This is a genomic window from Streptomyces sp. NPDC020422 (genome assembly GCF_044386705.1).
Taxonomy (GTDB): domain Bacteria; phylum Actinomycetota; class Actinomycetes; order Streptomycetales; family Streptomycetaceae; genus Streptomyces.
Window position 1 is genome coordinate 333,995 of record NZ_JBIRVJ010000008.1, and the last position, 26,306, is coordinate 360,300.

The 26,306-nt window shown below is 72.7% G+C and carries 28 protein-coding genes and 1 riboswitch; of the genes, 13 read left to right on the forward strand and 15 right to left on the reverse strand.

All coding sequences use genetic code 11. The features are described 5' to 3' along the window. Positions 1-26: 26 nt before the first annotated feature. Positions 27-139, forward strand: a riboswitch (TPP riboswitch). From thiO to ACH414_RS23400, 6 genes are all read left to right on the forward strand, one after another. After that, complete coding sequence (gene thiO / locus ACH414_RS23375) at positions 137-1,297, forward strand: glycine oxidase ThiO (protein WP_382540442.1); 1,161 nt, start codon at positions 137-139, stop codon at positions 1,295-1,297. Its footprint overlaps the riboswitch before it by 3 nt. Beyond that, a complete protein-coding gene (thiS, locus tag ACH414_RS23380) occupies positions 1,294-1,494 on the forward strand; it encodes a sulfur carrier protein ThiS (RefSeq protein WP_382540445.1) in 201 nt (66 codons plus the stop codon). The genes thiO and thiS overlap by 4 nt, the downstream gene beginning before the upstream one ends. A 3-nt stretch (positions 1,495-1,497) precedes the next feature. Beyond that, entirely contained in the window at positions 1,498-2,298 is an 801-nt protein-coding gene (locus ACH414_RS23385) for a thiazole synthase (protein WP_398943196.1), read from the forward strand. A gap of 83 nt (positions 2,299-2,381) precedes the next feature. Continuing rightward, complete coding sequence (gene pknB, locus ACH414_RS23390; protein ID WP_386565115.1) at positions 2,382-4,280, forward strand: Stk1 family PASTA domain-containing Ser/Thr kinase; 1,899 nt, start codon at positions 2,382-2,384, stop codon at positions 4,278-4,280. Positions 4,281-4,286: 6 nt separating this feature from the next. Continuing rightward, a complete protein-coding gene (locus ACH414_RS23395; protein WP_382540453.1) occupies positions 4,287-5,138 on the forward strand; it encodes a deoxyribonuclease IV in 852 nt (283 codons plus the stop codon). 86 nt (positions 5,139-5,224) lie between these two features. Beyond that, positions 5,225-5,782 carry a DUF4396 domain-containing protein gene (locus ACH414_RS23400; protein ID WP_382540455.1) on the forward strand — a complete coding sequence of 186 codons (558 nt, stop codon included), beginning with the start codon at positions 5,225-5,227 and terminating at the stop codon, positions 5,780-5,782. Between the two features lie 12 nt (positions 5,783-5,794). Here the strand turns inward: ACH414_RS23400 and ACH414_RS23405 are convergent, their stop codons facing one another. After that, a complete protein-coding gene (locus tag ACH414_RS23405) occupies positions 5,795-6,427 on the reverse strand; it encodes a sulfite oxidase-like oxidoreductase (RefSeq protein WP_382540458.1) in 633 nt (210 codons plus the stop codon). A 187-nt stretch (positions 6,428-6,614) separates the two neighbouring features. Here ACH414_RS23405 and bfr point away from each other — a divergent pair, with 187 nt between their 5' ends. Next, positions 6,615-7,091 carry a bacterioferritin gene (gene bfr / locus ACH414_RS23410; protein ID WP_132915621.1) on the forward strand — a complete coding sequence of 159 codons (477 nt, stop codon included), beginning with the start codon at positions 6,615-6,617 and terminating at the stop codon, positions 7,089-7,091. A gap of 11 nt (positions 7,092-7,102) precedes the next feature. Here the strand turns inward: bfr and ACH414_RS23415 are convergent, their stop codons facing one another. Both ACH414_RS23415 and ACH414_RS23420 read right to left on the reverse strand, forming a co-directional pair. After that, positions 7,103-7,339: a bacterioferritin-associated ferredoxin gene (locus ACH414_RS23415; protein WP_382540461.1), complete on the reverse strand. Its 237-nt coding sequence runs from the start codon at positions 7,337-7,339 to the stop codon at positions 7,103-7,105. Between the two features lie 122 nt (positions 7,340-7,461). Then, positions 7,462-8,814: a class II 3-deoxy-7-phosphoheptulonate synthase gene (locus ACH414_RS23420; RefSeq protein WP_382540465.1), complete on the reverse strand. Its 1,353-nt coding sequence runs from the start codon at positions 8,812-8,814 to the stop codon at positions 7,462-7,464. Positions 8,815-8,905: 91 nt separating this feature from the next. On the opposite strand from ACH414_RS23420, the gene ACH414_RS23425 reads away from it, so the two are divergent. Then, positions 8,906-8,962, forward strand: coding sequence for a trp operon leader peptide (locus ACH414_RS23425; protein ID WP_078912442.1), 57 nt, complete (start codon positions 8,906-8,908; stop codon positions 8,960-8,962). Between the two features lie 103 nt (positions 8,963-9,065). After that, positions 9,066-10,946: an anthranilate synthase family protein gene (locus ACH414_RS23430; protein WP_398943201.1), complete on the forward strand. Its 1,881-nt coding sequence runs from the start codon at positions 9,066-9,068 to the stop codon at positions 10,944-10,946. A gap of 3 nt (positions 10,947-10,949) precedes the next feature. Here the strand turns inward: ACH414_RS23430 and ACH414_RS23435 are convergent, their stop codons facing one another. From ACH414_RS23435 to ACH414_RS23455, 5 genes are all read right to left on the reverse strand, one after another. Then, positions 10,950-11,945 (reverse strand): 2-hydroxyacid dehydrogenase, encoded by a 996-nt coding sequence (locus ACH414_RS23435; protein WP_382540471.1) that lies wholly within the window; start codon positions 11,943-11,945, stop codon positions 10,950-10,952. A gap of 103 nt (positions 11,946-12,048) precedes the next feature. Beyond that, a complete protein-coding gene (locus ACH414_RS23440) occupies positions 12,049-13,038 on the reverse strand; it encodes an ATP-dependent 6-phosphofructokinase (RefSeq protein ID WP_398943203.1) in 990 nt (329 codons plus the stop codon). Positions 13,039-13,119: 81 nt separating this feature from the next. Then, the gene (locus tag ACH414_RS23445) at positions 13,120-13,767 is read right to left on the reverse strand and encodes a response regulator (RefSeq protein ID WP_382540601.1); all 648 of its coding nucleotides are present in this window, start codon (positions 13,765-13,767) and stop codon (positions 13,120-13,122) included. 35 nt (positions 13,768-13,802) lie between these two features. Continuing rightward, on the reverse strand, positions 13,803-15,035 hold the full coding sequence (gene macS, locus ACH414_RS23450; protein ID WP_386565123.1) for a MacS family sensor histidine kinase: 1,233 nt from the start codon (positions 15,033-15,035) through the stop codon (positions 13,803-13,805). 37 nt (positions 15,036-15,072) lie between these two features. After that, positions 15,073-15,804: a lysophospholipid acyltransferase family protein gene (locus tag ACH414_RS23455; RefSeq protein ID WP_386565125.1), complete on the reverse strand. Its 732-nt coding sequence runs from the start codon at positions 15,802-15,804 to the stop codon at positions 15,073-15,075. A 235-nt stretch (positions 15,805-16,039) separates the two neighbouring features. On the opposite strand from ACH414_RS23455, the gene ACH414_RS23460 reads away from it, so the two are divergent. Together ACH414_RS23460 and ACH414_RS23465 are read left to right on the forward strand one after the other, a co-directional pair. Then, complete coding sequence (locus ACH414_RS23460) at positions 16,040-16,822, forward strand: alpha/beta hydrolase (protein ID WP_398943205.1); 783 nt, start codon at positions 16,040-16,042, stop codon at positions 16,820-16,822. After that, positions 16,815-17,456, forward strand: coding sequence for a hypothetical protein (locus ACH414_RS23465; RefSeq protein WP_398943207.1), 642 nt, complete (start codon positions 16,815-16,817; stop codon positions 17,454-17,456). The genes ACH414_RS23460 and ACH414_RS23465 overlap by 8 nt, the downstream gene beginning before the upstream one ends. 4 nt (positions 17,457-17,460) lie before the next feature. Here the strand turns inward: ACH414_RS23465 and ACH414_RS23470 are convergent, their stop codons facing one another. The 6 genes from ACH414_RS23470 to ACH414_RS23495 form a co-directional block, all read right to left on the reverse strand. Beyond that, the gene (locus ACH414_RS23470; protein ID WP_391769651.1) at positions 17,461-18,234 is read right to left on the reverse strand and encodes an endonuclease/exonuclease/phosphatase family protein; all 774 of its coding nucleotides are present in this window, start codon (positions 18,232-18,234) and stop codon (positions 17,461-17,463) included. Positions 18,235-18,313: 79 nt separating this feature from the next. Then, positions 18,314-19,255 (reverse strand): ROK family glucokinase, encoded by a 942-nt coding sequence (locus ACH414_RS23475; protein ID WP_382540491.1) that lies wholly within the window; start codon positions 19,253-19,255, stop codon positions 18,314-18,316. A 76-nt stretch (positions 19,256-19,331) separates the two neighbouring features. Next, entirely contained in the window at positions 19,332-19,763 is a 432-nt protein-coding gene (locus ACH414_RS23480; protein ID WP_382540494.1) for a DUF5304 domain-containing protein, read from the reverse strand. A gap of 50 nt (positions 19,764-19,813) precedes the next feature. Further along, positions 19,814-20,944, reverse strand: coding sequence for an ArsA family ATPase (locus ACH414_RS23485; protein WP_391769652.1), 1,131 nt, complete (start codon positions 20,942-20,944; stop codon positions 19,814-19,816). 100 nt (positions 20,945-21,044) lie between these two features. Further along, positions 21,045-21,488 (reverse strand): SRPBCC family protein, encoded by a 444-nt coding sequence (locus ACH414_RS23490; protein ID WP_382540500.1) that lies wholly within the window; start codon positions 21,486-21,488, stop codon positions 21,045-21,047. A 76-nt stretch (positions 21,489-21,564) separates the two neighbouring features. Beyond that, positions 21,565-22,320 (reverse strand): metallophosphoesterase, encoded by a 756-nt coding sequence (locus tag ACH414_RS23495; RefSeq protein ID WP_382540604.1) that lies wholly within the window; start codon positions 22,318-22,320, stop codon positions 21,565-21,567. A gap of 295 nt (positions 22,321-22,615) precedes the next feature. Here ACH414_RS23495 and ACH414_RS23500 point away from each other — a divergent pair, with 295 nt between their 5' ends. Then, on the forward strand, positions 22,616-24,412 hold the full coding sequence (locus tag ACH414_RS23500; RefSeq protein WP_382540503.1) for an AMP-dependent synthetase/ligase: 1,797 nt from the start codon (positions 22,616-22,618) through the stop codon (positions 24,410-24,412). A 127-nt stretch (positions 24,413-24,539) separates the two neighbouring features. Beyond that, on the forward strand, positions 24,540-25,058 hold the full coding sequence (locus ACH414_RS23505; RefSeq protein WP_382540506.1) for a hypothetical protein: 519 nt from the start codon (positions 24,540-24,542) through the stop codon (positions 25,056-25,058). A 33-nt stretch (positions 25,059-25,091) separates the two neighbouring features. On the opposite strand, the gene ACH414_RS23510 is transcribed toward ACH414_RS23505, so the two are convergent. Beyond that, positions 25,092-26,234: a glycosyltransferase family 4 protein gene (locus ACH414_RS23510; RefSeq protein WP_398943212.1), complete on the reverse strand. Its 1,143-nt coding sequence runs from the start codon at positions 26,232-26,234 to the stop codon at positions 25,092-25,094. Positions 26,235-26,306: the final 72 nt, after the last annotated feature.

Sequence of the window (26,306 nt, forward strand, 5' to 3'; positions counted from 1 at the left end):
CCGCCCTGCCGTTAGTCTGGCGGGCGTAAAGCACTCGCGGGAGCCCGGACGCACCGGGCTGAGAGGGAGGCTGGCCGGCCTCCGACCGTACGAACCTGATCCGGGTCATGCCGGCGAAGGGAGGGGCTGGACGCCCATGTCGCGTACACCAACGTCCGATGTGCTCGTCATCGGAGGCGGGATCATCGGCCTGGTCACGGCCTGGCGGGCCGCGCAGCGGGGATTGCGCACCGCCGTGGCGGACCCCGAACCGGGCGGTGGCGCCGCCCGGGTGGCGGCGGGCATGCTCGCCGCCGTCACCGAACTGCACTTCGGCGAGGAGACCCTGCTCGGGCTCAACCTCGACTCCGCGCGCCGCTACCCCGCGTTCGTCGCCGAGCTCGCCGAGGCGACCGGCCACGACGTCGGCTACCGCTCCTGCGGCACCCTCGCCGTCGCGCTCGACGCCGACGACCGGGCCCATCTGCGCGAGCTGCACGCCCTGCAGACCCGCTGCGGGCTCGCCTCCGAGTGGCTGAACGGGCGCGAGTGCCGCCGCCTGGAACCCATGCTGGCCCCGGGCGTCCGGGGCGGGCTGCGGGTGGACGGCGACCACCAGGTCGACCCCCGCCGCCTCGCCGACGCGCTGCTCCTCGCCTGCGAACGGGCCGGCGTGGTCTTCCACCGGGCGCTCGCCGAGCGGCTCACGGTCGCCGGGGGCCGGGCCCGCGGGGCGGTGCTGGCCGGCGGCGACGAGCTCGCGGCGGACCAGGTGGTGCTGGCGGCGGGCAGCCTGAGCGGCCGGCTCGCCGGCGTACCGGAGGAGGTGCTGCCGCCGGTGCGGCCCGTGAAGGGCCAGGTGCTGCGGCTGCGGGTGCCGCCCGCGTACGCGCCGTTCCTCTCCCGCACGGTCCGCGCCGTCGTGCGCGGCAGCCATGTCTATCTGGTGCCGCGCGAGAACGGGGAGCTGGTCGTCGGCGCGACCAGCGAGGAGCTCGGCTGGGACACCACCGTCACCGCCGGCGGGGTCTACGAGCTGCTGCGCGACGCGCACGAGCTGGTGCCCGGCATCACCGAGCTGCCGCTCACCGAGACCCGTGCCGGACTGCGGCCCGGCTCCCCCGACAACGCGCCGCTGCTCGGCCCGAGCGCCCTGCCGGGACTGCACCTGGCGACCGGCCACTACCGCAACGGGGTGCTGCTGACCCCCGTCACCGGCGACGTCATGGCCGAGGCCCTGACCACCGGGGCGCTGCCCGCCGAGGTCCGCCCCTTCACCGCCCGCCGCTTCTCCCCCGTACACCTGGAGCACGCATGAACGTGTCCGTGAACGGAGAGCCCCGCGAGCTCGCGGACCCGCTCTTCCTCGACGCCCTCGTCGCCACCCTCACCGCAGCCCCCGCCGGGGTGGCCGCCGCCGTCAACGAGACGGTCGTCCCGCGCAGCCAGTGGGCCGCGACCCTGCTCGGCGAGGGCGACCGGGTCGAGGTCCTCACCGCGGTCCAGGGAGGCTGAGCCATGTCCGACGACGTCTTCACCCTCGGCGGCACCGAGTTCTCCTCCCGCCTGATCATGGGCACCGGCGGGGCACCCAGCCTCGACGTGCTCGAACGCTCCCTCGTCGCCAGCGGTACGGAGCTGACCACGGTCGCCATGCGCCGACTGGACCCGACCGTGCGCGGCTCGGTGCTCTCCGTCCTGGACAGGCTCGGCATCCGCGTCCTGCCGAACACCGCGGGCTGCTTCACCGCCGGCGAGGCCGTCCTCACCGCCCGGCTCGCCCGGGAGGCGCTCGGCACGAACTGGATCAAGGTCGAGGTGATCGCCGACGAGCGGACCCTGCTGCCGGACGGGGTGGAGCTGCTCGACGCGGCCGAGACCCTGGTCGACGACGGCTTCGTCGTCCTGCCGTACACCAATGACGACCCGGTCCTCGCGCAGAAGCTGGAGGACGTGGGCTGCGCGGCGATCATGCCCCTGGGCTCGCCGATCGGCTCCGGGCTCGGCATCCGCAACCCGCACAACTTCGAGCTGATCGTGGAGCGGGCCGGGGTGCCGGTGATCCTGGACGCCGGTGCCGGGACGGCCTCGGACGCGGCGCTCGCGATGGAGCTCGGCTGCTCGGCGGTGATGCTGGCCTCGGCGGTGACCCGGGCCCAGGAGCCCGTCCTGATGGCGGAGGCCATGCGCCACGCGGTGGAGGCGGGCCGGCTCGCCCACCGCGCGGGCCGCATCCCGCGCCGCCACTTCGCCGAGGCCTCCTCCCCGCGCGAGGGCCGGGCCCGGCTGGACCCGGAACGGCCGGCGTTCGGGGCGTGAGTCCGCCGCCGTCGCGTCACAACCGCGCTGCAGTGCGGGCGGGACGGGCGGCGGCCCCCTGAGCGGCTCGTAGACTCGACGCCGTGGACACGACCCTTCAGGACCCCCTCGTCGGGCGGCTGCTCGACGGCCGCTACCGCGTCGACGCGCGCATCGCCGTCGGCGGGATGGCCACGGTCTACCGGGCCGTCGACACCCGCCTCGACCGGGTGCTCGCGCTCAAGGTGATGCACCCGGACCTCGCCACGGACGCCGCGTTCGTGGAGCGGTTCATGCGCGAGGCCAAGTCCGTCGCGCGGCTCGCGCACCCGAACGTCGTCGGCGTCTTCGACCAGGGCGCGGACGGCGCCTATGTGTACCTGGCGATGGAGTACGTCGCCGGGTGCACCCTGCGCGACGTGCTGCGGGAGCGCGGCGCGCTCGGGCCGCGGGCGGCGCTCGACATCCTGGAGCCGGTGCTCGCCGCGCTCGGCGCCGCGCACCGGGCCGGGTTCGTGCACCGGGACATGAAGCCGGAGAACGTCCTGATAGGCGACGACGGCCGGGTGAAGGTCGCCGACTTCGGTCTCGTACGGGCCGTGGGCTCGGCCACCGACACCACCGGGGCCGTCCTCGGCACCGTGTCGTACCTCGCCCCGGAGCAGATCGAGCACGGCACCGCCGACACCCGGGCCGACGTGTACGCGTGCGGGGTCGTCCTCTACGAGATGCTGACGGGCGGCAAGCCGCACTCCGGCGACACCCCCGCCCAGGTCCTCTACCAGCACCTGAGCACCGACGTGCCGGCTCCCTCGGCCGCCTTCCCGGGGCTCGCCCCCGAGCTGGACGGCCTGGTGGCGAGCGCCACGGCGCGCAACCCCGAGCTCCGGCCCCACGACGCGGTCGCGCTGCTCGCGCTGCTCCGCGAGGCCCGCGCCGTGCTCGGCGACGAGCAGCTGGACGCGGTGCCGCCGGGGGCCCGCGCGCAGGAACGCTCCGGCGCCGAGGACCGCACGAGCGTGATCCCGCGGCTGCTGCCGCAGCCGGTGGAGCACACCAGCGTGCTGCCCACCCCGCCGCCCTCCGCCACGGCGCCGTCCGCGGCCCGGCGCCGGGCGCCCCGCGGGCCGCTTCTGATCGTCGCCGCCGTCCTGCTGGTCCTCGGTATCGGGACCGGCGTCTGGTACATCAACTCGGGCCAGTTCACCCGGGTCCCCGCGGTCCTCGGCCAGCCCGAGGCGCAGGCCGCCAAGCGCCTGGCGGACGCCGGGCTCGACGTGGGCGCGACCAGGCGCGCGTACAGCGACGTGTACGAGCGGGGCACGGTCATGGCCACCGACCCCGCCTCCGGCGAGCGCATCCGCGGCAACGGCACGGTGACGCTGACCGTCTCGCGCGGCCCCGAGATCGTGAAGGTCCCGAATCTGAAGGGCGTTCCGCTCGCGGAGGCGAAGCGGCGGCTCACCGAGGAGGGCCTGGCGCCGGGCGTGATCAGTTACGAGTTCGACGACGCGGTCCCCCAGGGCGCCGTCGTCGGCTCGGACCCGGAGCCCGGCACCGAGCGGAGCCCCGACTCGGCCGTCGCCCTGGTGGTCAGCAAGGGCGTGCCGGTCGACGTCCCGGACGTCAGGGGCGAGTCGGTGGCCGAGGCCACGGCCGCGCTCCAGGAGGCCGGCCTCAAGGTGACGGTGGCCGGCGAGCGGATCGACTCTCCCGAGGAGGCCGGCACCGTCGCCGCGCAGTCCCTCGCCGAGGGCAGCCGGGCCGCCAAGGGCGACGCGATCACCCTCACCGTCTCCAAGGGCCCGCGGATGATCGAGGTCCCGGACGTCGTGGACATGAAGACCGACGAGGCGCGCGAGGAGCTGGAGTCGGCCGGCTTCGAGGTCAAGGTCGAGAAGACCTTCCCGTTCCTCGGCGACACGGTCACGGACCAGTCCGTCGAGGGCGGCTCCACCGCCGCCGAGGGCTCCACCATCACCATCACGATCAAGGGACTGTAGAGACTCATGCGCAACCCCGTCGGCGGACATGTCCCCGTGGCCGGCGGCCTCGCCACCACCGGCCTCGGCTACGCCCGCGAGCTCGGCGCCGAGACGGTGCAGGTGTTCGTCGCCAACCCGCGCGGCTGGGCCACCCCCGTCGGCAACCCGGCCCAGGACGAGCTGTTCCGGGCCGGCTGCGAGGCCGAGGGCCTGTCGGCCTGGGTGCACGCCCCCTACCTGATCAACTTCGGCTCGCACACCGAGGCCACGGTGGAGAAGTCCGTCGAGTCGATGCGCCACTCGCTGCGCCGCGGCCGGGAGATCGGCGCGAAGGGCGTCGTGGTGCACACCGGCTCGGCGACCGGCGGCCGGCCGCGCGCGGTGGCGCTCGCGCAGGTACGGGAGCGGATGCTGCCGCTGCTCGACGAGCTGACGCACGAGGACGACCCGTTCCTGCTCCTGGAGTCGACGGCCGGGCAGGGCTTCTCGCTCTGCTCCCGGGCCGAGGACTTCGGTCCGTACTTCGACGCGCTCGACCGGCACCCCAAGCTGGGGATCTGCCTGGACACCTGCCACATCTTCGCCGCCGGACACGACCTGACCGGCCCGGACGGGGCGACCCGGACCCTCGACGAGCTGGTCTCGGTGGTCGGCGAGGGCCGGCTGAAGCTGATCCACGCCAACGACTCGAAGGACGTCGTGGGCGCGCACAAGGACCGGCACGCGAACATCGGCGCGGGGCACATCGGCCAGGAGGGCTTCCGCAGTCTGCTGAGCCACCCCGCCACGGACGGCGTACCGTTGATCATCGAGACGCCCGGCGGGCCCCAGGGGCACCGGGCGGACGTGGAGCTGCTGAAGAAGCTGCGCGGATGAAGCGGATGGAAACGCGTTGAGGAATACCCTAGGGGGGTATACGGTTCCCCAGTAGGCAGGAACCGCTACCCGACCTGGGGGCACCCATGGAGCACGAAGCGCACGTCCATCACGAGCAGCACGCCCACCACCAGGGACACGAGCACCACGCAGGTCACGCGGGCCACGAGGGTCATGACGCCCACGCGGGCCCTCACGCGGGCACGGGCAAGGCCTCCTGGGCCATGGCCGCCCAGGCCACCCTGCACTGCCTCACCGGCTGCGCCATCGGCGAGGTGCTCGGCATGATCATCGGCACCGCGCTCGGCTGGGGCAACATGCCGACGATGGTCCTCGCGATCATCCTGGCCTTCTTCTTCGGCTACACCCTCACCCTGCGGGGCATCCTCAAGGCCGGCGTCGACTTCAGGACCGCCTTCAAGGTCGCGCTCGCGGCCGACACCCTGTCCATCGCGGTCATGGAGATCATCGACAACGGGGTCATCGCCCTCTGGCCGGGCGCCATGGACGCGCACCTGTCCGACGTGCTCTTCTGGATCGTCCTGGCGATCTCGCTGGCCATCGCCTTCGTCCTGACCACCCCGGTCAACAAGTGGATGATCGGCCGCGGCAAGGGCCACGCCGTCGTCCACCAGTACCACTAGGGGTTCGTACGCCTAGAGCTCGGGACCGTCGCCCGGCTCCTCCTGGTACGAGTAGCGCTGCTCCGTCCACGGGTCACCGATGTTGTGGTAGCCGCGCTCTTCCCAGAAGCCACGCCGGTCGGCGGTCATGTACTCCACGCCCCGCACCCACTTCGGACCCTTCCAGGCGTACAGGTGGGGCACCACCAGCCGCAGCGGGAAGCCGTGCTCGGCGGTGAGCAGTTCGCCGTCCTTGTGGGTGGCGAAGATCGAGCCCTCCGAGGCGAAGTCCGAGAGCCGCATGTTGGCGCTGTAGCCGTACTCCGCCCAGACCATCACATGCGTGACGCCCGGCGCGGGAGGGGCGAGTTCCAGGATCGTACGGGCCGAGACCCCGCCCCATTCGGCCCCGAGCATGCTGAACTTCGTCACGCAGTGCAGATCGGACACGACCGTCGCGAACGGCAGCGCCGAGAACTCCTCGTGGTTCCAGCAGTGCTTGTCGCCGTCGGCGGTCGCCCCGAACACCCGGAACTCCCAGCGCTCCGGCTTGAAGCGGGGCACGGGGCCGTAGTGGGTGACCGGCCAGCCGCGCTGGAGGCGCTGCCCCGGCGGAAGATCCGACGCTCCTGCTTCCCGGCGTACTCCGCCCTCCGGCTGACCCATGTCATCCATGGTGACAGACGGCGAGGGGTGGTCATGACCAGTCACCACCCGACATCCCGGGCGCGTTGCGGCGATTGGGACAACTCACAGTAAGCCTGCACTTACTGGACGCCACCCATTAGGGGTGCGAGGATGCGGCCATCCTGCCCAGTGGCGGCACCGACATGCGTGGAAGGATCCTGAAGCGATGCAGGGCGACCCCGAGGTCCTCGAGTTCCTCAACGAGCAGCTGACCGGCGAGCTGACCGCGATCAACCAGTACTGGCTGCACTACCGCATCCAGGACAACAAGGGCTGGACGAAGCTCGCCAAGTACACCCGCGAAGAGTCCATCGACGAGATGAAGCACGCGGACAAGCTGACCGAGCGCATCCTCATGCTGGACGGCCTGCCCAACTACCAGCGCCTCTTCCACGTCCGGGTGGGTCAGACCGTCAAGGAGATGTTCGAGGCGGACCGCCAGGTCGAGGTCGAGGCGATCGACCGGCTGCGGCGCGGGATCGAGGTCATGCGGGCCAAGGGCGACGTCACCTCGGCCAACCTCTTCGAGGAGATCCTGGCCGACGAGGAGCACCACATCGACTACCTGGACACCCAGCTGGAGCTGATCGAGCAGCTGGGCGAGGCGCTGTACTGCTCGACGCTCATCGAGCAGCCGAGCTGAGCGCGGACGTCCTAAGCGGCTTCCGAGAGCTCCGCCGTCAGGGCGGGCACGCCCTGGTCGAGGAGCTCGCGCCGAGGGCAGTTGCCGCGCCCGAGGAGGGCCTGGATGCGCTTCACGCACGAACCGCAGTCGGTGCCGGCCTTGCAGGCGGAGGCGATCTGGCGGGGCGTGCAGGCGCCGGCCTCCGCGTGCTCCTTGACCTGCTTCTCCGTGACACCGAAGCATGAGCAGACGTACACGCGGTTCACCTCCCGCCGAGATCGATAAGGCTAACCTAACCTTACCCGGCGGCCCTGAGGCGTAAAAGCCCTCGATACGACGATGGGGCGCGGATCACATGGATCCGCGCCCCGTCGTCGTACGAAGCTCCTTACTGATCGCGGTACATCTCCGCGACCAGGAAGGCCAGGTCGAGCGACTGGCTGCGGTTCAGCCGCGGGTCGCAGGCCGTCTCGTAGCGCTGGTGGAGGTCGTCGACGAAGATCTCGTCGCCGCCGCCCACGCACTCCGTGACGTCGTCGCCGGTGAGCTCCACGTGGATGCCGCCGGGGTGGGTGCCCAGCTCCTTGTGGACCTCGAAGAAGCCCTTGACCTCGTCCAGCACGTCGTCGAAGCGACGGGTCTTGTGACCCGAGGCCGCCTCGAAGGTGTTGCCGTGCATCGGGTCCGTCACCCAGGCCACGGTCGCGCCCGAGGCGGTGACCTTCTCGACCAGCTCGGGGAGCTTGTCGCGGACCTTGTCGGCGCCCATGCGGACGATGAAGGTCAGCCGGCCCGGCTCGCGGTCGGGGTCGAGGCGGTCGATGTAGGTGAGCGCCTCCTCCGCGGTGGTCGTCGGGCCCAGCTTGATGCCGATCGGGTTCGCGATCTGCGAGGCGAACTCGATGTGCGCGTGGTCGAGCTGGCGGGTGCGCTCGCCGATCCAGACCATGTGGCCGGAGGTGTCGTAGAGCTTGCCGGTCCGCGAGTCCGTACGCGTCAGCGCGCCCTCGTAGTCGAGCAGCAGCGCCTCGTGCGAGGAGTAGAACTCCACGGCCTTGAACTCGGCCGGGTCGGTGCCACAGGCCTTCATGAAGTTCAGGGCGTTGTCGATCTCGCGGGCGAGCGCCTCGTAGCGCTGACCCGACGGGGACGACTTCACGAAGTCCTGGTTCCAGGCGTGCACCTGGCGCAGGTCGGCGTAGCCACCGGTGGTGAAGGCGCGGACGAGGTTCAGCGTCGAGGAGGACGCGTGGTACATCCGCTTCAGGCGCTCGGGGTCCGGGACACGGGCGGCCTCGGTGAAGTCGAAGCCGTTGACGGAGTCGCCGCGGTAGGTCGGCAGGGTCACCCCGTCACGGGTCTCGGTGCCCTTGGAGCGCGGCTTGGAGTACTGGCCGGCGATGCGGCCGACCTTGACCACGGGCACGGAGGCCGCGTAGGTCAGGACGGCGCTCATCTGGAGCAGCGTCTTCAGCTTGGCGCGGATGTGGTCGGCGGACACGGCGTCGAAGGCCTCGGCGCAGTCACCGCCCTGGAGGAGGAACGCCTCGCCACGGGCGACGGCTCCCATCCGGGCGCGCAGCTGGTCGCACTCGCCCGCGAAGACGAGCGGGGGATAGCTCTTCAGCTCCGCGACGACGTCGCGCAGAGCCTCGGCATCGGGGTACTCGGGCTGCTGCGCCGCGGGCAGGTCTCGCCAGGTCGCCTTGGCGACGGCGTGGGTTTCAGCGTTCACGGTCACGCAACCACAGTACGGTGCCGGGGGCCGCGTCCACGCCAATGACCGATGGATGAGACGGGTGTGACCGGGCTCATGCGCTACGATCGGCGCCATGTTCGCGCTTTCGACCCAGAACTGGTGGTGGACCGCTCATCCGGCGGCCCACTGACTGCGCGTACACCGACACACGCGAAGGCCGCCCGAGGGGCGGCCTTTCTCGTACCCGCGAGGCCGTTCCTCTCCGAACCCCACCGGAAGGAACGACACCCGCCATGGACACCTCCCCGCTCCTCGCCCGTCTCCTCGACCCCGCCTGCCCGCCCTTCGCCCTGCTGCGCCGGCGCACCCCGGGCCGGGACCACGACACCGTCGAGGTGCTGATCGGCCCGGTCCACGAGGCCGGACGCCTCGCCGAGCTGCCGGTGGGCGCGCGTCCGACGCTGGCGCTGGTGCCCTTCCGGCAGATCCGCGAGCGCGGCTTCGACGTCCGCGACGACGGCACCCCGCTCTCCGTCCTGGTCGCCGAGGAGGCGTACGAGCTGCCGCTCACCGAGGTCCTCGACCACCTCCCGGCGCACGACGTGCGCGTCGAGGGCGGCGGCTTCGACGTCTGCGACGAGGAGTACGGGCGGATCGTGCGGCGGGTGATCGACGAGGAGATCGGCCGCGGCGAGGGCGCGAACTTCGTCATCCGGCGCACCTACACCGGCGAGATCCCGGGCTTCGGGCGCGCCGACGCGCTCGCCCTGTTCCGGCGGCTGCTCGCGGGCGAGCGGGGCGCGTACTGGACGTACGTCGTCCACACCGGGGACCGGACGCTGGTCGGCGCGAGCCCCGAGGTGCACGTGCGGATGTCCGGGGGGACGGTCGTGATGAACCCGATCAGCGGCACCTTCCGCTACCCGGCGGGTGCGGCGCCCACCGCCGAGCAGTTGCTTTCGTTCCTCTCCGACCGCAAGGAGACCGAGGAGCTCTCGATGGTGGTCGACGAGGAGCTGAAGATGATGTGCACCGTCGGCGACCGGGGCGGGGTGGTGATCGGCCCGCGCCTGAAGGAGATGGCGCACCTGGCCCACACGGAGTACGAGCTGCGCGGCCGTTCCTCGCTCGACGTGCGCGAGGTGCTGCGCGAGACGATGTTCGCGGCGACCGTGACCGGCTCCCCGGTGCAGAACGCCTGCCGGGTGATCGAGCGGCACGAGGTCGGGGGCCGCGGCTACTACGCGGGAGCCCTGGCGCTGCTCGGCATCGACGAGAACGGGGCGCAGACCCTCGACTCCCCCATCCTGATCCGCACCGCCGACATCTCGCCCGAGGGCCGGCTGCGGGTCCCGGTCGGCGCCACGCTGGTCCGGCACTCCGACCCGGCGGGCGAGGTCGCCGAGACCCACGCCAAGGCGGCGGGCGTGCTGACCGCCCTGGGCGTGCGGGAGGGCCGGCCGGACGGCGGGGGCGCGGTGGCGCCGCGGCTCGCCGACGACCCGCGGGTGCGGGCGGCGCTCGACGCGCGCCGGGCGGATCTGGCGCCGTTCTGGCTGAAGATGCAGGCCCGTTCCGCGGAGCTGTCGGGGCACGCGCTGGTCGTCGACGCCGAGGACACCTTCACGGCGATGCTGGCGCACCTGCTGCGTTCCTCGGGCCTGGAGGTGTCGGTGCTGCGCTACGACGAGCCGGGCCTGCGCGAGCTGGCGCTCGCCCACGAGGGCCCGGTGGTCCTGGGCCCCGGGCCGGGCGACCCGCAGGACGCGGCCGACCCGAAGATGCGCTTCCTGCGCGGGCTCACCGCGGAGCTGCTGCGGGACCACCGGCACGGTCTGCTCGGGGTCTGCCTGGGCCATGAGCTGATCGCGGCCGAGCTGGGCCTGGAGATCGTGCGCAAGCGGGTCCCGTTCCAGGGTGCGCAGGTGCGGATCGACCTGTTCGGCCAGGAGCGCACGGTCGGCTTCTACAACAGCTTCACGGCGCGGTGCGACGAGCGGACGGCGACGGAGCTGGCGCTGCACCGGATCGAGGTGAGCCGGGACGCGGCGACGGACGAGGTGCACGCGCTGCGCGGGGTCGGTTTCGCCGGCGTGCAGTTCCACCCGGAGTCGGTCCTGACCAGGGAGGGGGCGGCGGTGACCGCCTCGCTCCTCGCGGGCGTGCTCGTCTGACGCTCAGGGCTTCGGTACCAGGACGTTCTCGTCGCGTCGCCGTTCGAGGTAGTTGAGGACGTTCTGGACCGTGGTGTCGATGATCTGGCCGACCGCGTCGACCGTGTAGTACGCCTGGTGGGAGGTGACCACCACGTTGGGGAAGGTCACCAGGCGGGCCAGGGTGTCGTCCTCGACGCCGGCGAGGGACCTGTCCATGAAGAAGAGCCCGGCCTCCGCCTCGTACACGTCCAGGCCGACCCCGGTGAAGCGGCCCGCGCGCAGTTCGCGGACGAGGGCCTCGGTGTCGACGAGTCCGCCGCGGCTGGAGTTCACCAGGACGGCGTCGTCCTTCATCGCGCTCAGCGCGGCGGCGTCGATGATGTGGTGGGTGGCCGGGAGCAGCGGCACGTGCAGGCTGATGAGGTCGGACTCGGCGAGGAGCCGCTCCTTCTCCACGTACTTCATGCCGAGTTCGAGGCAGGCCGGGTTCTCGGCGACGTCCCAGCCGAGCAGGTTCATGCCGAAGCCGTGGGCGATCCGGGTGAAGGCCTCGCCGATCTTCCCGGTGCCGAGCACGCCGACGGTGCGGCCCCGCATGTCGCGGCCCATCAGCCCGTCGAGGCGGAAGTCGAAGTCCCGGGTCCGGTTGGAGGCCCGGACGATGCGCCGGTTGACGGCCATGGCGAGGGTCCAGGCGAACTCGGCGACGGAGTACGGCGAGTAGTACGAGACGCGGGCGACCGTGAGGCCGAGGCGCTCGGCCACCTCCAGGTCGATGTTGTTGAAGCCGGTCGAGCGCTGGGCGATCATCTGGGTCCCGCCGGCCGCCAGGGTCTGCAGCACCCGGTGGTTGAGGTTGGCGTTGACGCTGGTCGAGACGACCTCGTAGCCGGCGGCGATGGGGGCGGTGTCCTCGGTGAGGAAGACGTCCACGCAGCGCACCTCGTGGTGCCCCGCGAAGGCCTTCTCGATCAGCGGCTTCTCGTCCCGCTGCACACCGAATGCCAGGATCTCCACGGGCCCCTCCGGGGATGCGCCGGAATTGTCTGGTTACGCCAGTGAATATACGGGCTCCCCCGCCGTGGCGCCCCCAGCCGGTGCGCCCTCGGCCCGTGCGCCCTCAGCCGAAGAACACCCCGGCCTCCGCGTACAGCGCCGGGTCGACCGTCTTGAGCCGGGCGGTGGCCGCCGCCAGCGGGACCCGGACCACCTCCGTGCCGCGCAGCGCGACCATCGTGCCGTGGACCCCGTCGCGTACGGCGTCCACGGCGTGCAGCCCGAACCGGGTGGCCAGCCAGCGGTCGAAGGCGCTCGGGCTGCCGCCGCGCTGCACGTGCCCGAGGACCGTGGTGCGGGCCTCCTTGCCGGTGCGCCGCTCGATCGCCGCGGCCAGCCACTCCCCCACCGAACCCTCCACCGCCGCGCCGTCCCGTGGCCGCGCGCCCTCGGCGACCACGAGGATCGGGGCGTAGGTGGCCTCGAAGCGGGAGGCGACCCAGCCGCAGACCTGGTCGAGGTCGAAGCGCTGCTCGGGGACGAGGATGACGTTGGCCCCTCCGGCCAGGCCGGCGTGCAGCGCGATCCAGCCGGTGTGCCGGCCCATCACCTCGACGACGAGGACCCGCCGGTGCGAGTCGGCGGTGGTGTGCAGCCGGTCGATGGCCTCGGTGGCGATGCCGACGGCGGTGTCGAAGCCGAAGGTCCAGTCGGTGGCCGACAGGTCGTTGTCGATGGTCTTGGGCACGCCGACGCACGGCACCCCGTGCTCGGCGTGCAGCCGGGCGGCGATGCCCAGGGTGCCGCGGCCGCCGATGGCGATCAGCGCGTCCACCCGCCGCTTGGCCAGCTGCTCCCCGATCCGCCGCACCCCGTCCGGGACGCCGAACGGGTCGGTGCGGGAGGAGCCGAGCACGGTGCCGCCGCGGGGCAGGATGCCCCGGACCGCCCGCACGTCCAGCGGCTCGCCGTCGCCCTCCACCACCCCGCGCCAGCCGTCGCGGTAGCCGGTGAAGCTCCAGCCGTGTTCCTGGACGCCCTTGCGGACGACCGCGCGGATCACCGCGTTGAGGCCGGGGCAGTCGCCGCCGCCGGTCAGCACACCGACGTGCATGGGGCACTCCTTCGCCGTACGTGGGGGATGTACCCACGCTAGTGGTGACGTGGGTCACCCCGACACGGCGAACCGAGTGAATCAGGCGTCGTCGAGTCCGCGCTCGATGGCGTATCGGACGAGCTCGACGCGGTTGTGCAGCTGGAGCTTGCCGAGGGTGTTCTGGACGTGGTTCTGCACCGTGCGGTGCGAGATGACCAGCCGCTCGGCGATCTGCTTGTAGCTCAGCCCCTTGGCGACCAGGCGCAGCACCTCGGTCTCCCGCTCGGTCAGCTGCGGCGCCTTCGGCTCGTCGGTGCCGGGCGCCGGTACGGGCTCGGTGGCGAGTCGCCGGTACTCGCCCAGGACCAGTCCGGCCAGGCCCGGGGTGAAGACGGGGTCGCCGACGGAGGTGCGGCGCACCGCGTCGATCAGCTCCTCGGTGCTGGCCGACTTCAGCAGATAGCCGGTGGCGCCGGACTTCACCGCCTCCAGGACGTCGGCGTGCTCGCCGCTCGCGGAGAGCACCAGGACCCGCAGCCGCGGGTCGGCGGAGACGAGCTCCTTGCAGACCTGGACGCCCGGCTTGAGCGGCAGGTTCAGGTCGAGGACCAGGACGTCGGGGCAGGCCGCCGCGGCGCGCCGCACGGCCTGCTCGCCGTCGCCGGCCGTGGCCACCACGTCGAGGCCCGCCTCGGCGAGGTCGCGGGCGACCGCGTCCCGCCACATCGGGTGGTCGTCGACGACCATCACCTTGATCGGCCGCTGCCCGGCCTGCTGCTCGCTCACTTCGCTCCTGCCTTCCCCCGCCGCTCCCGCGGTGCGCGCGGGAGCTTCAGTTCCACTTCGGTGCCCTGTCCGGGGACCGAGATCAGCTCGGCGTTGCCGCCGAGGTCGCGCAGCCTGCCGCGGATGGACAGGGCGACGCCCATCCGTCCCTCGCCCCAGGCCTCCGCGAGCCGGCCCTCCGGGATGCCGGGGCCGTCGTCGCGGACGGTGACGATCACCTCGTCGCCCCAGTCCTCGACCAGGATCCACGCCCGCGCGTCCTCGCCCGCGTGCACCCGCACGTTGTCCAGGGCGGCGCCGACGGCGGCGGCCAGTTCGCGGGCGGCGGGAGACGGCAGCAGGACCGGGGTGCCGGGGTCGGAGAGGGTCACCCGGGCGCCGGCCCGCGGGGCGAGCAGCGTCCGGAGGTCGATCTCCGCGTCGGGCCCGGCCTCGTCGTCGGGCTCCTCCACGACCCGGACGACCGCGCCCTCGGACTCGTCCTCGGAGACGTACGAGGTACGGATGAGCCCGCCCGCGACCAGGGTGCGCAGGGCGACCTCCTGCTCGCCGGCCATCCGGCCGAGCTCGGCCGCCTCGCCGCCGAGCGCGGTGCCGCGCCGCTGCACCATGGCGAGGACCTGGAGCACGCTGTCGTGGATGTCCCGGGCGAGCCGCTCCCGCTCGCGGGTGGCGGCCTCGATCTCCAGGGCGCGGGCGAGGGTGCGCTCGGAGGCGCGGGCGACCTCGACCACGTACCCGATGGCGATGGACGCCACCCAGACGAGCAGCACGTTGTGCAGGGTGTCCCGGCTGGGGTGGCCGCGCTCGATGATGTTGGCGACGGCCACCAGGGTGGAGGCGACGGCCGCCCAGCGCCAGCCGCCCTTGATCGCGTACGCGAGGACCGCGCCCGCGGTCCATATGGTCGGCAGCGTGGGGCCGTCGAACGACCGGGCATGGTGGTCGGCGACCGGGGTGAGCAGGATGCCGGTGAGGGCGACCGTGAGGTCGGCGACGAGGAAGCGCCGGGTGCAGCTGGCCGCGTTCGCCACCTTGGGCAGGGTGGCGAAGGTCCAGACGCAGAGGACGGCGAGATAGCCGGCCGCCACCCACGGCAGCTCGTAGCCCTTGCGCCCGAAGAAGAAGAGCAGCACCGCGTAGCTCAACGTCAGGACGCGGTACGCGGTGAGCGCGCGCCACAGCGGCTGCTCGACCGACATGCGCACGACCCGTTCGCGCCTGGCCATCTTCCCCACCCCTGGGCGCCCCTCCCCTGCGAAGGGGTCAGGCGCCGGACTCTTCCCGTGCCGCGATCTCGGCCTTGACGGCCTCCTTGGCGGCCTTCTCGGCATCCGCGATCTGCCGCTTGGCGGCGGTCGCGTAGATGTCCACGTACTCCTGGCCGGACAGCTTCATGATCTCGTACATCACCTCGTCGGTGACCGAACGCAGGATGAAGCGGTCGCCCTCCATGCCCTGGTAGCGGCTGAAGTCGAGGGGCTTGCCGATCCGGATGCCCGGGCGCATCAGCTTCGGGACGACCTTGCCGGGCGGCTGGATCTTCTCGGTGTCGATCATCGCGACCGGGATCACCGGGGCGCCCGTGGCGAGCGCGACGCGGGCCAGGCCGCCGGGCTTGCCGCGGTAGAGGCGCCCGTCGGGCGAGCGGGTGCCCTCGGGGTAGATGCCGAACAGGCCGCCGCCCCGGATGACCTCGATGCCGGCCTTGATCGCCGCCTCGCCGGCGCCGCGGGCGCCGGAGCGGTCCACGGGGAGCTGGCCGACGCCCTTGAAGAAGGCGGCCGTCAGCTTGCCCTTCACACCGGGGGTGGTGAAGTACTCGGCCTTGGCGATGAAGGTGACCTTGCGGTCGAGGACCGCGGGCAGGAAGAAGGAGTCCGAGAAGGAGAGGTGGTTGCTCGCGAGGATCGCCGGTCCCTCGGCGGGGATGTTCTCCAGGCCCTCCACCCAGGGCCTGAAGGCGAGCTTCAGGGACCCGCCGATAGAGAACTTCATTGCGCCGTAGATCAACTCGCCATGCCTTCCGTGTGCCGTCACGACGACTTTATCCCCTGCGGACCTCGCCGGACCCCGTGGGCGGCGCGGCTTCGCCGGGCCGCCCGACTCCTTCGTGCGAACGGCCCTGGTCGGTGTCGGTCCGGTCGCGTACGGTGAAAGCCTTCCCCTTTCCGTCGCCGCTTCGGGTGTCCGCGAGAGCCGGGCCCGAAGTCGAACCCGAACAGGAGACCCCGTGCCGGTCCTTCCTGGAGCCGAGCCGTACCGCCACGAGGGCGGAGAGGTCGGCGTACTCCTCTGTCACGGATTCACCGGTTCCCCGCAGTCGCTGCGTCCCTGGGCCGAGTATCTGGCCGGGCGCGGACTGACGGTGTCGCTGCCGCTGCTGCCCGGGCACGGCACACGCTGGCAGGACATGCAGCTCACCACCTGGGAGGACTGGTACGCGGAGGTCGACCAGGCGCTGCGCGAGCTGAGCGCCCGGTGCGAGCGGGTCTTCGTCATGGGCCTGTCGATGGGCGGCGCGCTGACCCTGCGACTCGCGGCCCGGCACGGTGTGGCGGTCAGCGGCATCGTGCTGGTCAACCCGGCCAACAAGGTGCACGGCCTGGCGGCGCACGCGCTGCCGGTCGTCCGGCATCTGGTGCCGTCCACCAAGGGCATCGCGAGCGACATCGCGAAGGAGGGCGCGGCCGAGGTCGGCTACGACCGGGTGCCGATGCACGCGGCGCACTCGCTGCGGCGCTTCCTGAGGGTCGTGGACGCGGAGCTGCCGCAGGTCACGCAGCCGATGGTGCTGCTGCACAGCCCCCAGGACCACGTGGTGCCGCCGGCCGACTCGGCGCGGGTGCTGAGCCGGGTGTCGTCGACGGACGTGAAGGAGGTCCTGCTGGAACAGAGCTACCACGTGGCGACGTTGGACCACGACGCGGAGCGGATCTTCGAGGAGAGCTGGGCGTTCGTGACCCGGCTCGCTCCGGAACTCGTCGTCGAGAAGGGAAACGCGAGCGGTGGCTGAGCAGCAGGACGGGGAGCGCGAGCCGCAGCCCATCGACGAGGAGGCGGCCTGGGCCGCGATCGTCGCGGGGTACGGCGAGGAGCCGGCGGACCCGCCGGGCAGCAGGCCCTTCCGGCCGGTGGAGGACCTGGCGCTCCCGGCGCTGCCCGAGGACGCGGGGGCCGCGGAGAAGCCGGACAAGTTCAGGAAGCCGGAGCCCGAACCCGCGGGGAACGACACCGACGGCACCGGTGACACCGGTGACACCGACGGGCCCGCCCGGCCCGCGCTCGGTTCCTCGGTCGTCTTCGCCCCGGGCGTGAGCGTGGGCGGGCCGCGCGACTACTCGGTGGCCGACCCGGACGAGGCTCCCGCGGGCGCGGGCAAGGACTCGGACGAGGGCCACTTCGTCCCGCCGGAGCCCCCGCCGCTGCCGGAGGCCGACACGACGACCAGGTTCGCCTGGCTGGCGGTGGTGGGCGGGCCGGTCCTGATGCTGCTCGCGGTGCTGCTCCAGTGGGACATGACCTGGTGGCTGACCACGGTGTGCGTGGGCGGCTTCCTGGGCGGCTTCGCGACCCTGGTGGCCCGGATGAAGCACGACGACGAGGACGACGACGGCTTCGACGACCCGGGCCGGGGGGCGGTCGTGTAGCGGCTCAGCCGTTCTCCACCGCGGGAACGCGGCTCTCCACCGCGGGGACACGGACCACCGCCAGCACCGGCAGGTGGTCCGTCGCCTTTCTCAGGTCGTCCGGGTCGAGGTCCTGCGGGACCCCGCAGGCGAGGAACTCGATGCCCGGGGTGGCCAGGATCGCGTCGATGCGCTGGTGGGGGTCGGCCGGAGTGGAGGTGTGTTCGCCGCCCCAGGGGCTGACCGCCCAGCCGTCCTGGAGTTCCTTGGCCAGGCGGGTGAAACTCCGGCCTTCGGGGCGCTCGTTGAGGTCGCCGGCGATGATGGTGTGCGGGGTGCCGAGGGCGGCGACCCGGTCCAGGAGCAGCCCGGCCTGGGCGTGGCGCTCGTCGGAGCGCAGGCTCAGGTGGCAGCTGACGAGGCCGAGCCGGGCACCGCCGATGCGGACCACGGCGGTGGCCAGGCCGCGCCGGTGCAGCCCCGGGGTGAGCGGGAGCAGTACGTCCTCGGTGCGTTCGACGGTGGCCCGCAGGGAGCAGAGCAGCATCGGGCCGGCGGCGGTGGCGCCGCCGGAGAGGTAGAGCAGTTCGCTCTTCGCGGCGAGCCGGGCCGCGTGCTTGCGCCAGCGGAAGAAGCGCGGGGCCTCCTGGACGAAGACGAGGTCGGGGGCGCAGGCCCGGATGACCCGGGCGAGGGCGTCCTCGTCGTCGCGCATCGAGCGGATGTTGTAGGAGAGGACCCGGACGACTGCCGAACCGTCGGGTTCCGTGCGGGAGTTGGGCAGCTCACTGATCGCCATGACGGCCAACATACGACCGCCCGCCCGTCGGGTCCCAGAGGACGCGGCGGGCGGGCGCCGGATGGCCCTGGTGCGGGTCTCAGCCCTGGCGGGCCAGGTCGGCCGCGCCGACGAGCCCGGCCTTGTTGCCGAGCTGTGCGGCGAGGACCTGGGCGTGCGGCCGCCACTGGCCGCCGATCAGCCAGCGCCGGAAGGACTTGCGGATCGGGTCGAGGACCAGCTCGCCCTCGTCGGAGACGCCGCCGCCGACGATGAACGCCGAGGGGTCGAAGAGCGAGGCCAGGTCGGCGAGGCCCGCGCCGGCCCAGCGGGCGAGCTCGCGGAAGGAGTCGACGGCGACCTTGTCGCCCGCGCGGGCGGCCTGGCTGACGTGCTTGCCCTCGATGCCCTCCGGGGTGCCGTCGCCGAGTCCGAGCAGGATCGTCGCGTTCTCCGGGGTGGCGGCGGCGCGCTGCCTGGCGTACCGCACGAGGGCGCGGCCGGAGGCGTACTGCTCCCAGCAGCCCTGGCTGCCGCAGCCGCAGAGCAGGCCGTCGGGGACGACCCGGATGTGGCCGAACTCGGCGGCGACGCCGAAGCGGCCGCGGCGCAGCTTGTTGCCGATGATGATGCCGCCGCCCAGGCCGGTGCCCAGGGTGATGCAGATGACGTCCTCGTGCCCCTGGCCCGCGCCGAAGCGGTACTCGCCCCAGGCGGCGGCGTTGGCGTCGTTCTCGACGACGACGGGGAGGCCGACGCGCTGCTCGACCTTGTCCTTCAGCGGCTCGTGCCGCCAGTCGATGTTCGGCGCGAACAGGACGGTGGCGCGCTTGTCGTCGACGTAGCCCGCGGCTCCGATGCCGACGGCCTCGATCTGGTACCCCTTGCCGGCCTCGGAGACCGCGGCGCTGATGGCGTCGACGATGCCTTCGGGGGTCGGCGGGGTGGGCACGGTGTGGGTGTCGAGGATGTTGCCCTCCTCGTCGACCACGCCGGCCGCGATCTTCGTGCCGCCGATGTCGACGCCGATGGTGAGTCCCATGTGTCCCTCAGTTTTCGGTCGAGCCCCGCTAGGGCCCACCGTACCCGAGGGGGACGCCCGTCCCGATCAGTCCGGATCAGTCCAGATCGATGTGCTGACCGGTCCCGGTGTCCCCGTCGCGGCCCTCGTCGCGCGGATCGCCGGGTTCCGCACGGCTGGTGTCCCCGCGGGTCCAGCGGGTCTCGTGGCCCTGGACGGCCGAGCGGTAGGCGGCGAGGAGCTCGTTGCCCGCCGCGGCGAGGTGGTCGAAGACCTGCGGATTGCGCTCGATGACGGGCTCGACGAGGGCCTTCGCCTGGTTGACGACCTGCTGGACGGTCTCGGCGGCCTGGCCGCCCAGGAGCGGGCCGCCCAGGGTGCCGGAGAACTTCTCGGCGACGGCCTCGAAGAGCTTGCGGAACTCCTCCGCCGGGGAGCCGGGCTCCTCCCCGCGCTCGGCGCGGCGGCGGGCCTTCTCGGCCTCCAGGTCCTCGGCGCAGGCCTTGGCCCAGGCGTCCGAATCGCTCATGGCGTACTCCTCAGGTCTCCTACCGTCGACGGTACACGCCCCGTGCGGGCTCAGGGAGCGGCCTTGGGCCACAGTCCGGGGTCGGGCGCGAAGCGGACCCTGAGGTCCCCGTCGACGAGCCCCGCGCCGGTGACGGTACAGCGGCGCAGCACGGCCGGGAGCGGCACGTTGCGGCGGAACGGGCCGACGGCGAGGAGGAGTTCGTCGCCCCGGCGGACCAGGGAGAGGCCGTCCTTGACGGCGCCGGGCAGCGGGATGTGCCAGACCAGGATGCCGTCCGCCTCGCGGCGGTCCTCGACCCGCCAGCCGGGGGCGGGGGCGGCGGGGCGGACCTCGACGGCGAGCAGGGCGAGGTCCTCGGGGCCGCGGGGGGCGCGTCCGAGGTGCGGCAGCTCGTGCACGCCGGGGTGGTCCTCGCGCAGCGCGGCGAGGTGGCGGTGCTGCTCGGCGGCGAGGCCCGCGAACCAGGGGTCGGTGGAGTCGGCGGGCAGCACCCGGTTGGCGACGACGGTGTCGAGGGCGAGGCCCTGGAGGGCGAGGCCGAGGCGGGCGGTGCGCAGGGCCTCGGCGGCGGCGGGCCCGGGTTCCACGACGAGCCGGACGCCGGTGCGCGGGGAGTCGACGACGTCCTGGACGGCGGCGAGCTCGGCCTCCCAGCGGGCGGTGGTCTCGTACAGCCACTGCGCGGGCAGGGGCACGCCGGCGAGCTGGGCGAGCATCGGGCGCAGCGCGCGGGCGGCCTGCCGCTCGGGCGGCAGGAGGCGGCGGAGATAGCGGCGCAGCTGCTCGGGCAGGGCGAGCAGGGCGAGGGCGTCGGGGAGCGGCGGAAGGTCGACGACGACGAGGTCGTGGTCGGTGGCCGCGGCGTCCCGTACGGCCCTGAGCAGGGCGAACTGGGCGCTGCCGGGGAGTTCGGTGAGCTCGGCGTCCTCGAAGGGGGTGGTGCCGAGGAGGTCGAGGGCGGCGGCGGAGCGGGACTGGAGGGCGAGGAATTCTCGGCGGAAGTCCTGGGCGGGGGTGGGGACGAGGAGCCGGAGGTTGTCGGTGGTGGCCGGCTCCTGGTCCGCCTCGGCCGAGACCAGCAGCACGCGCTGCCCTGCCCGGGCTTCGGCCAGTGCCGTGCCGGCGGCGACGGCCGTGCGTCCGGCTCCGCCGGTTCCGGTGACGAGAATGATCCGCATGGCCTGACCGTATCGGGGGTGCGGCCTGCGCCGTGGTGCGGGCGGGGCGCGGGGCCGCCGAGGGCGCCGTCCGCAGGCGGCGCCCAGGCGGGTGGCGGAACTACTTCTCCGACTCGACGCGCTGCTTCAGGCCCTGGAGGGCCCGGTCGATGATGACCTTCTCGGCCTTGCGCTTGATCATGCCGAGCATGGGGATCTTGACGTCCACGGTCAGCTGGTAGGTGACCTCGGTGTGGGCGCCGCCGGCCGCCGGGGCGAGGCGGTAGGAGCCGTCGAGGGAGCGGAGCATCTGGGACCGCACCAGGGTCCAGCTGACCTCGTCGTCGCCGGTCCAGGTGTAGGCGAGGGTGTGGTCGTCCTTGATGGCGCCCGCGTCGAGCAGGAGGCGGACCTTCTCCGCGCGGCCGGCGGCGTCGGTCTCCAGGACCTCGGCCTCCTTCACCTCGCCCGTCCACTCGGGGTAGCGCGCGAAGTCGGCGATCACGCTCATGACCTCGGCCGGGGCCGCCTCGATGGTGATGCTCGAGCTGGTGTGTTCCGCCATCGCGGTGGCTCCTCGTATGACGCGAGTCGTCTTCAGTCTTCTGCGTGAAGGCTATCGCGCCCCTCCCGCGGCCCCGTCACCACTCCAGCGTCCACGGCCGGCCGGTCGCGGCGAAATGGCCGACGTTGACGCACTCGGTCGTGCCGATCCTCATCCGGCGGGCGAGCGGCTGGTGGACGTGGCCGAAGAGGGCGTAGCGCGGGCGGACCCGGTGGATGGCGTCGAGCAGGGCGCGGCTGCCGCGTTCGAAGCGGCGGGCGACGGTGTCGTACGTGAGCTCGGGGACGTCCGGCGGGATGTGGGAGCACAGCACGTCGACCTCGCCCAGGGCCTCGACCTTGGCCGCGTACTCCTCCTCGGAGATCTCGTACGGGGTGCGCATGGGGCTGTGCAGGCCGCCGCCGACGAAGCCGAAGACGAGGCCGCCGAGCTCGATCCGCTCGCCGTCGAGGACGGTGGTGCCGGGGCCGGCGTACTCGGGCCAGAGGCCGGGGATGTCGACGTTGCCGTAGGTGGCGTAGGTGGGGGTGGGGAGGGCGGCGAACATCTCGGCGTACTGGCGGCGCACGGCGGACTCGATGGCGGTGGCGCGGTCGATGCCGAGCTCGGCCCAGAGCCGGCGTCCGAGGTCGCGGGCCTCGTCGAAGCGGCGGGCGGTGCGCAGCTCGACGATGAGGTCGGCGTTCTCGACGCCGAAGAGCTCGGGGAAGATGCCGCGGGAGTGGTCGGCGTAGTCGAGGAAGAGCACCAGGTCCCCGAGGCATATCAGGGCGTCGGCGCCCTCTTTGGCCTTGGCGAGGGCTCCGGTGTTGCCGTGCACGTCGCTCACCACGTTGATCCTCATGGCGTCAGCGTAGGGGGCGGGGGCCGTTCGGCGGGGCCGTACCGTTCGGACCTGCGGTTACTTCCGAGTCGGGAAAGCGGTGGATTACTGTGCGCGAAGCAACGCCATACATGTGTGACGCATGGAACATCTGAGCAGGACCCCCTATCGGGAACCGCGTACTGATGGGTAACGTCCGGGCAGTCCGGTCGTGCTCACCCCCACTGAGCACCTGCCCGATCTTGGACCGCACCGACGCATCACACAGAGCCGTGGCGCCGGCGCCCGATGAGGAGCAGCAGTCTTGCGCGAGTTCAGCCTTCCGGCCCTGTACGAGGTCCCCACGGACGGCAACCTGACGGATCTCATCCGCCGCAACGCCGCACAGCACCCAGACGTCGCCGTGATGGGGCGCAAGGTGGCCGGGGGCTGGGCCGACGTCACCGCCAAGCAGTTCCTCGCCGAGGTCCGCGGGGCCGCCAAGGGCCTGATCGCGGCCGGTGTGGAGCCGGGCGACCGGGTCGCGCTGCTCTCCCGCACCCGCTACGAGTGGGTGCTCCTGGACTTCGCGATCTGGAGCGCGGGCGGCGTCACGGTGCCGGTGTACGAGACCAGCTCGCCGGAGCAGATCCAGTGGATCCTCGGCGACTCGGGCGCGAAGCTGGCGCTCGTCGAGAGCGCCGCGCACCAGGCCTCGGTGGAGTCCGTGCGGGCGAACCTGCCGGAGCTCGCGGGCCTGTGGCAGATCGAGGGCGACGCGATCGCACGGCTCACGGCCACCGGCGCGGACGTCTCCGACGAGCTGCTCGACCAGCGGATGTCCTCGGCGAACGCGGACGACCCGGCCACCATCGTCTACACCTCGGGCACCACCGGCCGCCCCAAGGGCTGTGTGCTGACCCACCGCGCCTTCTTCGCGGAGTGCGGCAACGTGGTGGAGCGTCTGAAGCCGCTCTTCCGTACGGGCGAGTGCTCGGTGCTGCTGTTCCTGCCGGCGGCCCACGTCTTCGGCCGGCTCGTCGAGGTCGCCTCCGTGATGGCGCCCATCAAGCTGGGCTGTCTGCCCGACATCAAGAACCTCACCGACGAGCTGGCGTCCTTCCGGCCGACGCTGATCCTCGGCGTCCCGCGGGTCTTCGAGAAGGTCTACAACTCGGCCCGCGCGAAGGCGCAGGCGGACGGCAAGGGCAAGATCTTCGACAAGGCCGCGCACACGGCCATCGCCTACAGCCGGGCGCTGAGCACCCCGCAGGGCCCGTCCCTCGGCCTGAAGCTGAAGCACAAGGTCTTCGACAAGCTGGTGTTCAGCAAGCTGCGCGCGGTGCTGGGCGGGCGCGGCGAGTACGCGATCTCGGGCGGCGCGCCGCTGGGCGAGCGGCTCGGGCACTTCTTCCGCGGCATCGGCTTCACGGTGCTGGAGGGCTACGGTCTGACGGAGTCCTGCGCGGCGACCGCCTTCAACCCCTGGGACCGGCAGAAGATCGGCACGGTCGGGCAGCCGCTGCCGGGTTCGGTGGTGCGGATCGCCGACGACGGCGAGGTGCTGCTGCACGGCGAGCACATCTTCTCCGGGTACTGGAAGAACGAGGCCGCGACGGCCGAGGCGCTGGCGGACGGCTGGTTCCACACCGGCGACATCGGCACCCTCGACGAGGACGGCTACCTCGCGATCACCGGCCGCAAGAAGGAGATCCTGGTGACGGCGGGCGGCAAGAACGTCGCCCCCGCGGTCATCGAGGACCGGATCCGGGCCCACGCGCTGGTCGCCGAGTGCATGGTGGTCGGCGACGGACGTCCGTTCGTGGGCGCGCTGGTCACCCTCGACGAGGAGTTCCTGGGCCGCTGGGCCGCGGAGCACGGCAAGCCGGCGGGCGCGACGGCGGCGACCCTGCGCGAGGACCCGGAGCTGCTCGCGGAGGTCCAGCGCGCGGTGGACGACGGCAACGCGGCGGTCTCGAAGGCGGAGTCGGTGCGGAAGTTCCGTATCCTGTCCGCGCAGTTCACCGAGGAGGCGGGGCACATCACCCCGTCGCTGAAGCTGAAGCGGAACGTGGTGGCGAAGGACTTCGCCGACGAGATCGAGGCGATCTACCAGGGCTGACAAGGCCCCGGAACGCCCCTGGCGGGCCCGCGTCGCGGGTCGGCCGGGGGCGTTCGCGCGCTCCGGGCCCGGAACGGATTATTCCGGCACGCACCATCACACCGACACGAAACGGAAGCAGGGAGTCATGCGGCTCAAGCGCACCGCCGCCGTCCTGGGCACGGCCCTCACCGCCCTCGTCACCCTCACCGGGTGCAGCAGCGCCTGGGGAGAGGACGCCGGGCTGCCCGCCGCCGGCGACATGGCGGCGATCGAGAAGCTGGTCGCCTCGCACACCATGTGCAGCGATCTGCGCACCGACGGCGGCGGCGCCATGGGCGACGAGGCGAAGGACCCGGCCTGGGCCATATCCGAGCGCGGGGTGTGCGGTGACGACGACCGGGACACGGTCACGCTGGTGGCCGTCTCCGACATGGAGAAGTTCCAGCAGGCGAACAAGGCCGCCGCCGCCAAGGGCAAGGGCGTCCGGGTCCTGCTCGGCCAGAACTTCGCGCTCGTCCCCGGAGACCCGAAGACGGCGAAGGCCCTGATGGCCTCCGACGTCCTGCTCTTCACCTGCGAGAAGGGCTTCAAGGTCCCCGACGGCTACCGCAACGAGAAGCTCCTCGTCGACGGCTGCGCGCTGACGGACTACCTGCCCGCCTAGCGCCACCTGCCCCGGAGCTGCTTCGGAGCGGCTTCAGAGCAGCTCCTTGAGCCGCTGCGCCAGCAGGTCCCAGCGCCAGCGCTCCTCGACCCACTGCCGACCGCGCTCGCCCATGCGGGCGCGCAGCTCCGGGTCGAGGAGGAGGGTCGCGATGCGGTCGGCGGACTCCTCGGGGACGCCGCCGCGGACCACCCAGCCGGTCTCGCCGTCGAGGACGGCGTCCGGGGCGCCGCCCGAGTCGCCCGCGACGACCGGCAGCCCGGTCGCGGAGGCCTCCAGGTAGACGATGCCGAGGCCCTCCACGTCGAGGCCGCCGCGGCGGGTGCGGCAGGGCATCGCGAAGACGTCGCCGGCCCCGTAGTGCGCGGGCAGTTCCGCCCACGGCACGGCGCCGGTGAACCGTACGGACCCGGCCACGCCGGTGCGGGCCGCGAGCCTGCGCAGCTCCGGCTCGTACGGGCCGCCGCCGACGATCAGCAGGACGGCGTCCGGCACCCGGCGCAGGATCTCGGGCATGGCGAGGATCAGGGTGTCCTGGCCCTTGCGCGGCACGAGGCGGGAGACGCACACGACGACGGGGCGGTCGCTGAGCCCGAGCCGCTCGCGCACCTCGGCGCCGCCCGAGTCGGGGTGGAAGGTCTTCTCGTCGACGCCCGGCGGGAGCTGCACCATCCGCCCGGCGGCGGCCGGGGTGAGCGCGGCCGCGATCCGCGAGCGGGTGTACTCGCCGAGGTAGGTGATCGTGTCGGTGCCCTCGCCGATCCGCCGCAGCAGCTGCCGGGAGGCCGGCAGCTGGGCCCAGCCGGCCTCGTGGCCGTGCGTGGTGGCGACCAGGCGCCGGGCGCCCGCGCGCCGCAGGGCGGGGGCCATCAGGCCGAGCGGGGCCGCGGCGCCGAACCAGACCGACTCGCAGCCGTGCTCGCGCAGCAGGGCGGTGGCCCGGGCGGTGACCCGAGGAGTCGGCAGCAGCATGGTGGTGCGGTCGCGGACGACCGTGAAAGGCTGTTCCGCGTCGAACGCGGCGGTCGCCTCGATCCCCTCGCGGCTGCGCTTCCACGTGGAGGCGTAGACCACGATCCGCTCGGGATCCAGGCGCAGCGCCATGTTGTGCAGGAAGGCCTGGATTCCGCCGGGTCGTGGCGGGAAGTCGTTCGTTACGATCAGGGTCTTGTGCATCGTGGCCGACAGTACCGTGATCGCGCCCGCAGCCCGGCACCACCACCCTCCGCCCCGGCGGACCGACAGGAC

Bases quoted from the DNA above. Each gene is read 5' to 3' on its own strand.
- ACH414_RS23445 (WP_382540601.1), bottom strand. From the start codon at position 13,767: ATGGTCGTCGACGACCACCCGATGTGGCGGGACGCGGTCGCCCGCGAC.
- ACH414_RS23480 (WP_382540494.1), bottom strand. From the start codon at position 19,763: ATGAGCGATTCGGACGCCTGGGCCAAGGCCTGCGCCGAGGACCTGGAG.
- ACH414_RS23430 (WP_398943201.1), top strand. From the start codon at position 9,066: ATGGACACCTCCCCGCTCCTCGCCCGTCTCCTCGACCCCGCCTGCCCG.
- ACH414_RS23440 (WP_398943203.1), bottom strand. From the start codon at position 13,038: ATGCACGTCGGTGTGCTGACCGGCGGCGGCGACTGCCCCGGCCTCAAC.
- ACH414_RS23490 (WP_382540500.1), bottom strand. From the start codon at position 21,488: ATGGCGGAACACACCAGCTCGAGCATCACCATCGAGGCGGCCCCGGCC.
- bfr (WP_132915621.1), top strand. From the start codon at position 6,615: ATGCAGGGCGACCCCGAGGTCCTCGAGTTCCTCAACGAGCAGCTGACC.
- macS (WP_386565123.1), bottom strand. From the start codon at position 15,035: ATGGCCAGGCGCGAACGGGTCGTGCGCATGTCGGTCGAGCAGCCGCTG.
- ACH414_RS23455 (WP_386565125.1), bottom strand. From the start codon at position 15,804: ATGAAGTTCTCTATCGGCGGGTCCCTGAAGCTCGCCTTCAGGCCCTGG.
- ACH414_RS23475 (WP_382540491.1), bottom strand. From the start codon at position 19,255: ATGGGACTCACCATCGGCGTCGACATCGGCGGCACGAAGATCGCGGCC.
- ACH414_RS23510 (WP_398943212.1), bottom strand. From the start codon at position 26,234: ATGCACAAGACCCTGATCGTAACGAACGACTTCCCGCCACGACCCGGC.
- thiO (WP_382540442.1), top strand. From the start codon at position 137: ATGTCGCGTACACCAACGTCCGATGTGCTCGTCATCGGAGGCGGGATC.
- ACH414_RS23385 (WP_398943196.1), top strand. From the start codon at position 1,498: ATGTCCGACGACGTCTTCACCCTCGGCGGCACCGAGTTCTCCTCCCGC.
- ACH414_RS23405 (WP_382540458.1), bottom strand. From the start codon at position 6,427: ATGGGTCAGCCGGAGGGCGGAGTACGCCGGGAAGCAGGAGCGTCGGAT.
- ACH414_RS23485 (WP_391769652.1), bottom strand. From the start codon at position 20,944: ATGCGGATCATTCTCGTCACCGGAACCGGCGGAGCCGGACGCACGGCC.
- thiS (WP_382540445.1), top strand. From the start codon at position 1,294: ATGAACGTGTCCGTGAACGGAGAGCCCCGCGAGCTCGCGGACCCGCTC.
- ACH414_RS23505 (WP_382540506.1), top strand. From the start codon at position 24,540: ATGCGGCTCAAGCGCACCGCCGCCGTCCTGGGCACGGCCCTCACCGCC.
- ACH414_RS23470 (WP_391769651.1), bottom strand. From the start codon at position 18,234: ATGGCGATCAGTGAGCTGCCCAACTCCCGCACGGAACCCGACGGTTCG.
- ACH414_RS23400 (WP_382540455.1), top strand. From the start codon at position 5,225: ATGGAGCACGAAGCGCACGTCCATCACGAGCAGCACGCCCACCACCAG.
- ACH414_RS23395 (WP_382540453.1), top strand. From the start codon at position 4,287: ATGCGCAACCCCGTCGGCGGACATGTCCCCGTGGCCGGCGGCCTCGCC.